Raw genomic sequence first — 12,580 nt, forward strand, 5'->3', positions numbered from 1 at the left:
GCCCGATTCCCCAATCGGCCGCGACTCTCGTTTCGAGTTCCCCAGAAGACTTGTGCCCACCGACATACTGGCGAGCACATGGCCTGCTGTGCCAAGGTGAGGCTCCCCCTGACCCCCGTGAGGGGTCAGAGGGAGCCTCACGCCGTTCGACCCGCCCGATCAGGCGCGACGCCGGCGCGCACGCACCAGCATCGAGCCGCCGAGCAGGAGCACGGCCATCGCGCCGAGCGCGACGCCGGTCAGGTCTGCCCCACCGGTGTTCGCGAGCGATCCGCCGGTGCTGCCCTTGCCGCCCGCGCCACCCGTGCTGCCCCCACCGGTTCCCGGCGTGGTCGGGCAGGCTGCCGTCGTGAACGGGATCGTCGCGCTCTCGACCCCGTCGACCGTCTGGTCGACGAAGTACTGCGTGTTGCACGTCAGACCGGAAGTGAGCGACCAGGCGCCGTTCTCGCCGACCACCGCGGTGGCGACGACGTCGCCCTTCGTGTTGCGGACGGTGATCGTCGCGCCCGAGGTGCCGGTTCCGGTCGCGCCGGTCGGCGTCGTCCCGGTCACGGCCGGAGCGGCAGGGACGACCGCGGTGTCCTCGTCGATGCTCGAGTACTGCGAGGTGAACCCGTTCGCATCGACGGTCTGCACCCGCAGGAAGCCCGTCGTGTGCGTGGTGGGGATCGACACGGACGCGCCGGGAGCGACACCCGTGATCTCGCCCAGGTACTCCTCGGCGTTGTCCGCCGCCGTCCAGTAGACGTGGAGCGTCACGGGAGCTGCCGCGGTGTTGTTGCCGATGAGGTTCGCCGGCTGGACGGCCGTGAACGTGGCGGTGGCGCCGTCGTAGCGCACCGTCTCCGGACGGAACGTCTGCACCGTGTTGTTGCTCACCGAGTCGCCGACGTTCCAGAGGAACCAGAAGCCGCTCTCCTCGATCACCGGGTCGGTGCCGCCGCGGGTGTTCGCGCCGAAGGTGTTGCCGATCACCGGCAGCGTGCCGATCGCGTTGTGCACGATCGGAGCCTGGGAACGGTCACGACCGCCGAAGCCGTCGATCGCGTTGCCGATGATGCTCCAGCCCACCGGGGCGTCGGCGCTCGCAGCGTTCGCGGAGTTGTAGATCGCCCAGTGGTTGTCGACCGTGGCCGGGAGCGTCTCGTCGGTCAGATCCTGGATCAGGGTGTTGTCCTGCACGATGTTGCCGGTGCCGGGGGCGTCGATGCGGATCGCCGAGCGCGAGATGTCCGCGATCAGGTTCTCGATCGTGTTGTCCGCGATGACGACGTCGGTGGCGCCGGCGCCCTGCACGCGGATGGTGTCGACGGCCCAGATCACATCGAAGGTGTTCTCGGTCACGTCGACGTTCGTGGTCGTGTCCCCCAGCTGCAGCGCGGCGAACACGCCGTCGCTGATGTTCGTGAACGAGTTGTCGGCGAAGGTCGCGTCGGTGAGCGTTCCGCCGAAGACGACGGAGCCCGCGTAGGAGACGTCGTTGCCGGAGAAGACCAGTCCGTTCCAGTCGGCGGTGTTGTTGCCGATCGTGCGCGAGATGTTCTTGCCCTCGTTGCCGCCGAACGTCGTGCCCGTGATGCTCGTGTCGGTCAGCGTCTGACCGGCGCCGTCGAAGAACAGGCCGTTCTTCCCGGGCGACTGGATCGTCGAATCGGCGACAGTGAGGCCGGTGACCGTGGCGTTCTGGTCGAGCCACATGCCGTGCGTCGGCGATGTCTCCGCGGGGTTTCCGAGAACGCTGTTGCGCACCGTGAAGCCCGTGACGGTCGAGTCGTTGTCGATGAACACGTGAGCGTAGGTCTCGACGCCGCGGCTGGCGAGGCCGTCGATCACGGTGTTGGTCACGGTCGCGTCGTGCTCGACGATGATGCCGCCGAACAGAGGGCTCTGGATCACGAGATCGGTCAGCGTGGTGTCGGCCGCCCCGTCGAGCAGCAGCACACCCACCTCCTGCCAGTTCGTCTCGTTGTCCTTGAGCTCCACGTTCGTGACGGTCGTGCCGGTGCCGCTGATCACGATGCCGGACTCGGCCGCGCGCAGGTTGGCGAGGTTGCTCAGCGAGACGTCGTCGGATGCGACGTAGATGCCGGCGGCGAACGAGCCGTCGATGTCGGTGATGCCGTCGAGGTTGGTGAAGTCGATCGAGACGGGAACCTCGGAATCGATGAGGAAGCGCGCACCCAGGGTGTCCCACGAGGACCCAGGAGGAGTCATGTCGGTCGTGAGCATGCTGTTCGCCGAGCCGCCGGTGAGCGACAGCTCACCCGTGCCCGCGAGAGCCGCATCGAAGACGATGCGCACACCGTCGGGGTTCGTGGAGGCGTTCGCGGTCTCGAGCGCTCCGCGCAGCGTGCCGGGGCCGCTGAGCCCGAGGCTGGTGACCGTGATGACGTCCTCCGCCGCGCTCGCAGCGGTGGCGGGCAGCAGGACCCCGCCCAGAACCGTGACGGCTCCGACCGCCCATGTCATCGATCGGGTGAATCCCCGACCCCTCGTGCCACGGCTGCTCGCCGTCCGACGCGATACGTGCTCCATACCTTGCCCTCTCCCTCGGTGATGTGTCGCCCGTCTCCGATCGCGCAGCGAAACGAGTCCATGGGGGGACTCAGGAGCCTGCGGGGATGTCGAAGCGGACGCATGGCGCGCACTGGGGGGCGCGCTCGGTGGGGAGTCAAGCAGGATGCCGCATCGACGCGTCATATCGGACGTGCAGGTGACCCCTGCCGGGGGTCAATTCCACCGCGAGGCGTCACTTCCCCCGACCCCGGCGGCACACGACGGCGGTAGGCCGGCATCCGCCCGGTAGGGGATGATCGAAGGATGCTCCTCGATCACACCGCCGTACCCGACGGATCCGATGCGGATGCCGTGTACCTGGCGTTCGTCGAGTGGGCAGAGTCCACCGGCATCAGCCTGTACCCCGCGCAGGACGAGGCGGTCATCGAGATCGTCTCCGGGAACAACCTGATCCTCTCGACACCGACCGGCACGGGGAAGTCGCTCGTCGCGGTCGGGGCGCACTTCGCCGCCCTCGTGTCCGGTCGGAGGACGTACTACACCGCCCCGATCAAGGCTCTGGTGAGCGAGAAGTTCTTCGCGCTGGTCGACATCTTCGGCGCCGCGAACGTCGGGATGATCACGGGCGACTCCTCCGTGAACGCCGATGCCCCGATCATCTGCTGCACGGCCGAGATCCTCGCGAACCTGGCCCTGCGTCAGGGCACGGATGCCGAGGTGGGACAGGTCGTCATGGACGAGTTCCACTTCTACGCCGACCCCGACCGCGGCTGGGCCTGGCAGGTGCCGCTGCTGGAGCTGCCGCAGGCGCAGTTCATCCTGATGTCGGCGACGCTGGGCGACGTCACCGAGCTCGCCGCCGACCTCACCCGACGGACGGGTCGCGACACGGCATCCGTCACCGGCGTCGAGCGCCCGGTGCCCCTGCACTTCTTCTACGAGACGACGCCGATCCACGAGACGATCGACGACCTGCTGAGCACCGGCCAGGCGCCGATCTACATCGTGCACTTCTCGCAGGCCGCGGCCATGGAGCGCGCGCAGGCGCTGTCGAGCACGAAGGTCGCCACGCGCGAGCAGCGCGACGAGATCGCTGCTCTGATCGGGGAGTTCCGCTTCACGACCGCGTTCGGCAAGACGCTCTCCCGCTTCCTCCGTGCGGGCATCGGCGTGCACCACGCCGGCATGCTGCCGAAGTACCGCCGGCTCGTCGAGCAGCTCGCCCAGCGCGGGCTGCTGCGCGTGATCTGCGGCACCGACACCCTCGGCGTCGGCATCAACGTGCCGATCCGCACCGTGCTGCTCACGGCGCTCACGAAGTTCGACGGCACCCGGATGCGGCAGCTCAACGCGCGCGAGTTCCACCAGATCGCCGGTCGCGCCGGACGCGCGGGGTACGACACCGCGGGCACCGTGGTCTCGCAGGCGCCGGAGCACGAGAGCGAGAACGCCGCAGCCATCAAGAAGGCGGGCGACGACCCGAAGAAGAAGCGCAAGATCGTGCGCAAGAAGGCGCCGGACGGCTTCGTGTCGTGGGGCGAGCCGTCGTTCCGCAAGCTCATCGACGCCGTGCCCGAGACGCTCACCTCGCACATGCAGATCACGAGCGCGATGATGCTGAACGTGATCGCCCGCGGCGGAGACGTCTTCGGGAATATGCGCTCACTGGTATACGACAACCACGAGCCCCGGAGACGCCAGCGCGAGCTCGCGCTGCGGGCCCTCGGCATCTACCGGACCCTGCTCGAATCCGGCGTGGTCGAGCAGACGGATGCCGGTGAGATCCGTCTCACCGTCGACCTGCAGCCCAACTTCGCGCTCAACCAGCCGCTGTCGCCGTTCGCCCTCGCCGCCTTCGATCTGCTCGACCCCGACTCCGCCGGCTTCGCGCTCGACATGATCTCGATCGTGGAGTCCACGCTCGACGACCCCCGGGCCATCCTCGGGCAGCAGGAGTTCCTCGCCCGCGGCGAGGCGGTGGCCGAGATGAAGCGAGAGGGCATCGAGTACGACGAGCGCATGGAGCTGCTCGAGCAGATCACCTATCCGAAGCCGCTCGACGAGCTGCTGAGCGCGGCATTCGAGACGTTCAGCGCGGCGCAGCCGTGGATCCGCGACTTCGAGGTGCATCCGAAGTCCGTCGTGCGCGACATGTACGAGCGCGCCATGTCGTTCGGGGAATACGTCGCCTACTACAGGATCGCCCGCTCAGAGGGCGTGGTGCTCCGCTACCTCTCCGACGCGTTCCGCGCGGCGTCGCAGACGATCCCCGAGGAGCTGAAGAACGACGACCTGCGCGACCTCATCGAGTGGCTCGGCGAACTCGTGCGGCAGGTCGACTCGAGCCTCCTCGACGAGTGGGAGGAGCTGGTGCACGGGCACCCCGTCGACCACGAGGACGGTCCGGTGGTCCCCCCAGCGCCCAAGCGCCTCACGAGCAACGTCAGGGCCTTCCGCATCCTCGTGCGCAACGAGCTGTTCCGCCGCGTGCAGCTCGCCGCCAGGGAGGACGTCGAGTCCCTCGCCGAGCTCGACCCGCACTTCGGCGCCGACGCCTGGTCCGACGCCCTGGACGCCTACTTCGCCGACCACGACGACATCCTCACCGGCGCCGACGCCCGCAGCTCCTCGCTCATCCTCGTCACCGAGGGCGCGTCCGAGTGGACCGTGCGGCAGATCCTCGACGACCCCGCGGGCGACCACGACTGGGGCATCTCGGCGACCGTCGACCTCGCGGCATCCGACGAGGAGGGCGCCGCCGTGGTGACCGTGACCGGGGTCGACCGGCTCTAGCCGTCACCCCGACCGCTGAGGGGTCAGTGCTGCACCTCCCGAGATCCGGAGGGCAGCGCTCTCACCCGCTCCCGCGCTCGCGTCAGAGGGAGCAGCGGGTCGAAGAGGATGCCCAGGCCCAGACGCACCAGCAGCGCGTGCACGCCGAGGCAGATCGCGATGACGACCGCGGTGAGCACGAGCGGCTCGACGGCCTCGATCAGCGGGACGGTGCGGATGCCGGTCGACCGGAGCGCTCCGTCGAGCAGGGCGAGCGGGATCATGTGGATCACGTAGATCGGCAGGGTCCGCCGCCCGATCCAGCGCAGCGGTCGTGCGACAGCCTCCACCCGCCGGTCGAGGAGCACGCACGCCGCGACACCGAACGCGACGGCGAGCACCGACAGCAGGGGCCAGACGCCCGGCCACTGACGCATGCCGAGCACGCCGACAGCCGCGGCTGCCGCGATGTATGCCGTGGCGAGCATGAAGGCTCGGAGCAGGCCCGTCGTCGCCGCAAAGCGCTCGACGAGCTCGCGGAGACGCAGCCCCGCGAGGAAGAAGAACAGGTTCTGCAGGACCTGCCACAGGTTGCCGAGGTCGGGGAGCACTCCGGATGCCGCCACCGCCGACACCACGAAGGCCGCCGGCAGCAGCACCGCCGTCGGCACGTGCCGGGTGAACCGCGCCACGGCCAGATACACGGCGAACGCGAGCAGGTACCAGAGGTTGGTCGGGCTGAAGGTCAGCTGCGCGAGGAGCTCCCCGGCATCCTCCGCCCTGGCCGTGTCGAAGTCGGGCGTGAGCGCGAGCATCGCGGTCTGGATGAGGACCCACACGACGTAGACGAGGGCGAGGCGGCCCGCGCGCATGCGCCAGCTCCCGCCGCTCGGCGCGGTGACGGCGCGTCCGGCGAACATCCCCGAGAGGAGGAAGAACAGCGGCATCCGCAGCGGCAGCAGCTGGGCGTTCAGCGTGGCCCAGGCATCGGTGACCGGCCCGGCGCCCTGCACCTCGATCGCGTGCTTGGTGACCACGTGCCAGAGCACCACGAGGACGATGCACACGCCCTTCGCGACGTCGGGCCACCCCTCACGCTCTCGCATGGTCCCTCCGTGACGTCGCACTGCGCTCCCTCGACGCCCGACGGTCGGCCGCGGCCCGCACGAGCCTGTCCATGAGTTCGGGGTACGGCACCTCCGCCGCCGCGAACATGCGCGGCACCTGCGAGGCCGCGGTGAGCCCCGGCATCGTGTTGACCTCGTTGAGCACGGGCCCGTCCTCCGTGAGGAAGAAGTCCATGCGGGCCACCCCGGCGCAGCCGAGCGCGTCGAACATCGCCACGGCCGTGCGCGTCAGCGTTCCCGCCTCCGCCGGCGTCAGCGCGGCGGGGACGGTGAACCTCGCGGTGCCGTCGTACTTCATCGCCGTGTCGAAGAGCCCGGCGGCGTGGATCTCCAGCGGCGGGGCCGCCCAGCGCACTCCCCCGGCCTCGCGGATCACGGCCACGTCGATCTCACGACCGCGCATGACCTCCTCGATGAGGATCCGGCTGTCGAACCGCGCCGCCGTGCGCAGCGCATCGAGCAGGTCGCCGGGCTCGCGCACGAGCCCCACGCCGTAGCTGGATCCGGCGGAGACCGGCTTCACGACGACCGGTCCCTCGTACTCCACGTCGCCGAGGTCGGAGGCCGAGATCACGTACCCCGGCGCGGTCGCGATGCCCGCGGCCTCCGCCACGAGCTTGGTCGCCCACTTGTCCATGCCGATCGCCCCCGCGCGCAGGTCGGAGCCGACGACGGCGACTCCGGCGAGCGCGCACAGGGCCGCGAGCGCTCCGTCCTCGCCGAGCGCACCGTGCACGGCGGGGAACACGACATCGGCCCAGGAGAGCGCGGGCATGGCCGCGGCGAGCGACTCGGCGGGGGTGGCGACGGGCGCGGCATCCCACACCCCGTCGCGCGAGATCGTGACCGTGCGAACCTCGTGGCCGATCGACCGCAGCGCCGTGGCGACAGCGGCCGCCGAGGCGAGCGACACCTCGTGCTCGGAGTTCTGTCCTCCGCCGATGACCAGTACCCTCATGCCCTGCTCCTCTCCACTCGCGGGCCGATGCCCGTCACGATCGTGTGCGGGATGGTCCCCGCCCAGCGCGCCCACTCCTGCACGCTGGGCACGGCCCCGCCCTCCGGTCCGAACACGGTCGCCGTCTCCCCCCTGGGGAACTCCCGGCTCCCCGTGTCGACGACGATCTGGTCCATCGACACCCTCCCCACGATCGGATGCCGAGACCCCCCGATCTCGACACCCGCCCCCTCCGTCAGCTCGCGCGGGATCCCGTCGGCGTAGCCGACGCCGATCACGCTGAGGTGCGTCTCCGCCGGGGTGACGTACGTCCCTCCGTAGCCGATCGCCGTGCCGGCGCGCACGAGCGCCGAGTGCACGACGGATGCCGTCAGCTGCGACGCCCCGTGCAGCTCCACGGTGCCCGACGGGTCGATGCCGACGAGGCCGGCGCCCACCCGCACCAGGTCGAAGTGCGTGGCGGGGTCGGTGAGCGCGCCCGAGGTCGCGGCGAGGTGCGTGACCAGCGGCCCGAAGCCCGCACGCAGCACGGTGTCGCGTCCGTGCCGCATCCGCAGCACCGCGGCGGCGTTCGCCCGCGGATCCGCGTCGTCGGCCAGGGGCAGATGCCCCATCACCCCGACGATCTCGATGCGGCCGGCGGCGGCCCGCGCGACGCGCAGCAGCTCCGCCCAGTCCTCGACCGGGCACCCGCCTCGCGACATGCCGGTGTCGAGGTGGAGGTGCACGCGCACGGGCTCCTCGGCATCCCCGGCCAGCTGCCGCAGCTCCTCGACGGAGCCCACGGCGATGTCGACCCGATCGGCGGCGGCCTGCGCGGCATCGACGCCGGACGGGTTCAGCCACGCCAGGATCGGCACGTCGAGTCCCGCGTCGCGGAGCGCGGTCGCGTCGGCGGCATCCGTCACTCCCAGCCAGTCGGCGCCGGCGTCGACGGCCGCCCTGGCGACGGCGACCGCGCCGTGCCCGTAGCCGTCGGCCTTCACGACGGCCATGATCCTGGCGTCGGTCGCCGCGCGCACGCGGTCGACGTTGGCCGCGACCGCGGCGGGAAGGGTGGTGAGCGTCGGCGCGTGCAGACGCGACAGGGGGGTGGTGAGCGTCATGGTCATCGCTGGGTCCTCGGATCGGCGGTGGGGTCGTCGTACATGAGCGGGCAGCCGTTGGCCGGAGCCGACGGACGCAGCTCGAAGTGCCACGGCTCGTTGCCGTAGATCTGGCACAGGCCGAACTCCGCACCGTGGCGCGAGAGCCAGTCCTGACCGGCGACGGGGCCGAGGTCGATCGCCTTGCCGGAGACGTGCTCCGACCGCTCGGGCGTCGCCACCCAGCGCGCGGCCTCCTCCGCCGAGCCGTACTTCGCGACGGCGTCGGCGAGCAGCTCGTCCTGGTAGGCCGGGGATCGCCAGCCGCTGTTGACGTGCAGGCGGATGCCGTCCTCCTCGGCGGCGGTGGCGGCCGACCGCACGGCGGCGAGCAGGTCGGCGTCGAGGTTCGACACCGCGGGGGTGTCGGCGAACACCGAGATCCGGTCGGCCTCCTCGATCTTGCCGTCCTGTTCGTCGACGGTCCCGTCGGTGGCCGCCGCGCCTCCTGGCGCGTCGATGGTGGCGGATGCGGGGGCGGACGCCTGCTGGGCGATCACGGCGATGAGTCCGGCGACCAGGGCGGCGAGGAGCGCGAGGCCGAGCACTGTGGTGAGGCGTCGCTGTCTGAGGGAGCGGCTGTCGTTCATGATTCCAGTGAAGAAGGGAGCCTGTTGCCACGGCGTATGCGGTTTTCCATATGCTCCCGATATGCCCGGTTGCGTAAGCTCTCAGCCATGCGCGTGCTGATCGTCGAGGACGAGCCCTACCTCGCCGAGGCGGTTCGCGATGGACTGCGCCTGGAGGCCATCGCCTCCGACATCGCCGGAGACGGCGACACCGCGCTCGAGCTCCTCGCCGTCAACTCCTACGACCTCGCCGTGCTCGACCGCGACATCCCCGGCCCCTCCGGCGACGACGTCGCCCGCTGGATCGTGGCCTCGGGCAGCGGCATCCCGATCCTGATGCTGACCGCCGCCGACCGACTCGACGACAAGGCCTCCGGCTTCGAGATCGGCGCCGACGACTACCTCACCAAGCCGTTCGAGCTGCGGGAGCTCGTGCTGAGGCTGCGCGCCCTCGACCGGCGCCGCCAGCACAACCGCCCGCCCGTGCTCGAGGTCGCGGGGCTGCGGCTCGACCCGTTCCGCCGCGAGGTGTTCCGCGACGGACGCTATGTCGCCCTCACCCGCAAGCAGTTCGCCGTGCTGGAGGTGCTGGTCGGCGCGAACGGCGGTGTCGTCAGCGCCGAGGAGCTGCTGGAGCGGGCGTGGGACGAGAACGCCGATCCGTTCACGAACGCCGTGCGGATCACCGTCTCGTCGCTGCGCAAGCGCCTGGGCGAGCCCTGGCTGATCCTCACCGTGCCCGGGGTCGGGTACCGCATCGGGACGGATGCCGATGCCTAGGCGCCGCGGCATGACGGCCCGCATGAAGCTCACGCTGAGCTACGCGGGGATCGTCGTGGTGTCGGGACTCCTGCTGCTCGCCGCCGTGGGGCTGTTCCTGCTCCGCTACGTGCCCGACGTGCAGTTCGTCACCAACATCGCCGAGCACGTGCCCAACCGCTCCGACCTGATGCGGGCGTTCGTCCCGGTCGCGATCCTGGTCATGATCGTGCTGCTCGCCATCGGCTGGGCGGGCGGCTGGTGGCTGGCAGGGCGGATGCTGGCTCCGCTGAACCGCATCGGCTACGCGGCGCAGCTCGCCGCGCAGGGGTCCCTGTCGCACCGCGTGGCGCTGGAAGGACCGCGCGACGAGTTCCGCGACCTCGCCGACGTGTTCGACTCGATGCTCGACCGGCTCGAGCAGAACATGGCCGAGCAGCAGCGCTTCGCCGCGAACGCCTCGCACGAGCTGCGCACCCCCCTGGCGATCTCGCAGACCATGCTCGACGTGGCCCGCGCCGATCCCGACCGCGACGTGGACGAGCTGATCGACCGCCTGCAGGAGGTCAACGTCAGGGCCATCGAGGTCACCGAGGCTCTGCTGCTGCTCAGCCGCGCCGATCGTCGGGCGTTCACCCGCGAGATCGTCGACCTGTCGCTGCTCGCCGAGGAGGCCGCCGAGTCGCTGCTGCCGCTGGCCGAGAAGCGCGGGGTCGCCGTCGACGTCGCGGGCGATGCGGCGATCGTGCTCGGCAACCCCGCGCTGCTGCAGCAGCTGATCATGAACCTCGTGCACAACGCGATCGTGCACAACCTCCCCGCCGACGGCGCCGTCACGGTGCGCACGCACGCGCAGGAGCGGGCCCTGGCCCTGGTGGTGGAGAACACCGGCCCCCACCTGCCCCCGCACGTCGTCGCGGCTCTCGCCGAGCCGTTCCAGCGCGGAGCCGAGCGCGCCCGCGACGCCGACCACGTGGGCGTCGGCCTGGGGCTCGCGATCGTGCAGCGCATCGCGCAGGCCCACGACGGCTCCCTCGTGCTGACCGCACGCCCCGGCGGCGGCCTGAACGTGACGGTGTGGCTGCCGCATCCGCTCCCCTACCCGCTGCAGGGGCACCCGGTCGCGTAAGCCTGCGGCGCCCGATCGGGTACGCGCGGCCTCACCAGGGGCTGGGCTCGTAGTCCTTCAGGAACACGCCGTGCACGTCTTCGCCGGCCTCGCCGCGCACGATCGGGTCGTACACTCGGGCGGCGCCGTCGACGAGGTCGAGCGGGGCATGGAAGCCCTCCTCCGCCAGGCGCACCTTCGTGAAGTGCGGGCGCTCGTCGGTGATCCAGCCGGTGTCGACGGCGGTCATCAGGATGCCGTCGGTCTCCAGCATCTCTCCGGCGCTGGTGCGGGTGAGCATGTTCAGCGCGGCCTTCGCCATGTTCGTGTGCGGGTGACCGGGGCCCTTGTAGCGGCGGGAGAACTGCCCCTCCATCGCCGAGACGTTGACCACGTACTTCCGGTGCGCGCTCGACGCCGCCATCGACGGACGCAGGCGGCTGATCAGCAGGAACGGCGCCGTGGTGTTGCACAGCTGCACCTCGAGCATCTCCAGCGGGTCGACCTGGTCGACCGACTGCACCCAGCTGTTCACACGGTTGACGTCGGGCACGAGTCCGCCCGCGTCGATCGCGGTGCCGTCGGCGTGCTTCTCCAGCGACGAGGAGCCTGGAGCCATCGCGAGTCGGGCGAGGTCCTCGGCCGTGAGCGCCTGACCGCCCTGCGCGGCGACGGTGCCGCCGAGGGCCGCGACCGAGAGCAGCGGATGCGCGTCCACCGAGGCCTGCAGGGCCTGCGGGTGCTGGTCGTTCGTGTGACCGAACGTCTCCATCTCCGGCAGCGGTCCGTCGGGCAGCGGCTGCAGCTCGGCATCCGCGAGCAGCGAGTACGCGCCGGGCGAGCGCCGCACGGTCTGCGCGGCGTTGTTGATGAGGATGTCGAGGGGTCCCTGCGCCGCGACCGAGTCGGCGAGACCGATCACCTGCGCGGGGTCGCGCAGGTCGATGCCGACGACGCGCAGACGGTGCAGCCAGTCGGCCGAGTCCGGCAGGGCCGAGAATCGGCGGACGGCATCCCTCGGGAAGCGCGTCGTGATCGTCGTGTGCGCGCCGTCGCGGAGCAGCCGCAGCGCGATGTGCATGCCGATCTTCGCGCGGCCTCCGGTGAGCAGCGCGCGCTTGCCGGTGAGGTCGGTGCGGGCGTTGCGCTTGCCGTGGCTGAAGCGCGCGCAGTCGGGGCAGAGCTGGTGGTAGAACGCGTCGACGAGCGTGTAGGGCTGCTTGCAGATGTAGCAGTTGCGCGGCTTGATGAGCTCGCCGGCGATCGGGGCGTCGACCACGCTCGTCGCGAGGTCGTTGCCGCGGGTCTCGTCGTCGATGCGGTCGGGGGCGCCCGTCGCGGTGCGCGCGACGACGGCCTTGTCGGCCTCGGCGATCGCGTCGCGGATCTCCTTGCGACGTACGCGCTTGACGGCCTTGAACATCGCGGCGGTCGCGTGGCGCACGGCCACGAAGTCCGGATGCTCGTTGTCGATCTCGTGCAGCTCGGCCAGCACTCGCAGCGTGGTCGCGAGATCGTCGGGGTCGACGCCCGGTCCGAGGAGGTCAGCGGGGTCGGGGGCATCGGTCATTGTGCTGATTTTACGCGAGTGTCCTGGGGGCGGCATCCGCTCCCGTCGCGAA

9 protein-coding genes are annotated in these 12,580 nt (G+C 70.7%); 3 read left to right on the plus strand and 6 right to left on the minus strand.

Going from position 1 to position 12,580, the window contains the following annotated elements:
* Window positions 1–159: 159 nt before the first annotated feature.
* The gene (locus LC438_RS17140; protein WP_223587292.1) at window positions 160–2,472 is read right to left on the minus strand and encodes a hypothetical protein; all 2,313 of its coding nucleotides are present in this window, start codon (window positions 2,470–2,472) and stop codon (window positions 160–162) included.
* 351 nt (window positions 2,473–2,823) lie between these two features.
* Between LC438_RS17140 and LC438_RS17145 the strand changes: the two genes are divergently transcribed.
* Window positions 2,824–5,313, plus strand: a complete 2,490-nt coding sequence (locus tag LC438_RS17145) for an RNA helicase (protein WP_223587293.1) — start codon at window positions 2,824–2,826, stop codon at window positions 5,311–5,313.
* A gap of 23 nt (window positions 5,314–5,336) precedes the next feature.
* Here the strand turns inward: LC438_RS17145 and LC438_RS17150 are convergent, their stop codons facing one another.
* Genes LC438_RS17150 through LC438_RS17165 form a run of 4 tightly spaced genes read right to left on the minus strand, consistent with a single transcriptional unit; the run spans window position 5,337 to window position 9,112 of the window.
* Entirely contained in the window at window positions 5,337–6,398 is a 1,062-nt protein-coding gene (locus tag LC438_RS17150; protein ID WP_223587294.1) for an acyltransferase family protein, read from the minus strand.
* A complete protein-coding gene (locus LC438_RS17155; protein WP_223587295.1) occupies window positions 6,385–7,377 on the minus strand; it encodes a D-alanine--D-alanine ligase in 993 nt (330 codons plus the stop codon). The genes LC438_RS17150 and LC438_RS17155 overlap by 14 nt, the downstream gene beginning before the upstream one ends.
* Window positions 7,374–8,489, minus strand: a complete 1,116-nt coding sequence (gene alr / locus LC438_RS17160; protein WP_223587296.1) for an alanine racemase — start codon at window positions 8,487–8,489, stop codon at window positions 7,374–7,376. The genes LC438_RS17155 and alr overlap by 4 nt, the downstream gene beginning before the upstream one ends.
* Window positions 8,486–9,112 (minus strand): M15 family metallopeptidase, encoded by a 627-nt coding sequence (locus LC438_RS17165; RefSeq protein WP_223587297.1) that lies wholly within the window; start codon window positions 9,110–9,112, stop codon window positions 8,486–8,488. Before LC438_RS17165 ends, alr begins: the two co-directional genes overlap by 4 nt.
* A gap of 87 nt (window positions 9,113–9,199) precedes the next feature.
* Between LC438_RS17165 and LC438_RS17170 the strand changes: the two genes are divergently transcribed.
* Together LC438_RS17170 and LC438_RS17175 are read left to right on the plus strand one after the other, a co-directional pair.
* Window positions 9,200–9,871 (plus strand): response regulator transcription factor, encoded by a 672-nt coding sequence (locus LC438_RS17170; protein ID WP_105673140.1) that lies wholly within the window; start codon window positions 9,200–9,202, stop codon window positions 9,869–9,871.
* A gap of 10 nt (window positions 9,872–9,881) precedes the next feature.
* Window positions 9,882–10,979 carry a HAMP domain-containing sensor histidine kinase gene (locus tag LC438_RS17175; RefSeq protein ID WP_308116187.1) on the plus strand — a complete coding sequence of 366 codons (1,098 nt, stop codon included), beginning with the start codon at window positions 9,882–9,884 and terminating at the stop codon, window positions 10,977–10,979.
* Window positions 10,980–11,010: 31 nt separating this feature from the next.
* Here the strand turns inward: LC438_RS17175 and LC438_RS17180 are convergent, their stop codons facing one another.
* Window positions 11,011–12,528 carry an SDR family NAD(P)-dependent oxidoreductase gene (locus LC438_RS17180; protein WP_105673138.1) on the minus strand — a complete coding sequence of 506 codons (1,518 nt, stop codon included), beginning with the start codon at window positions 12,526–12,528 and terminating at the stop codon, window positions 11,011–11,013.
* Between the last annotated feature and the right edge of the window lie 52 nt (window positions 12,529–12,580).

This window comes from Microbacterium sp. OVT16B, assembly GCF_019969705.1.
Lineage (GTDB): Bacteria > Actinomycetota > Actinomycetes > Actinomycetales > Microbacteriaceae > Microbacterium > Microbacterium natoriense.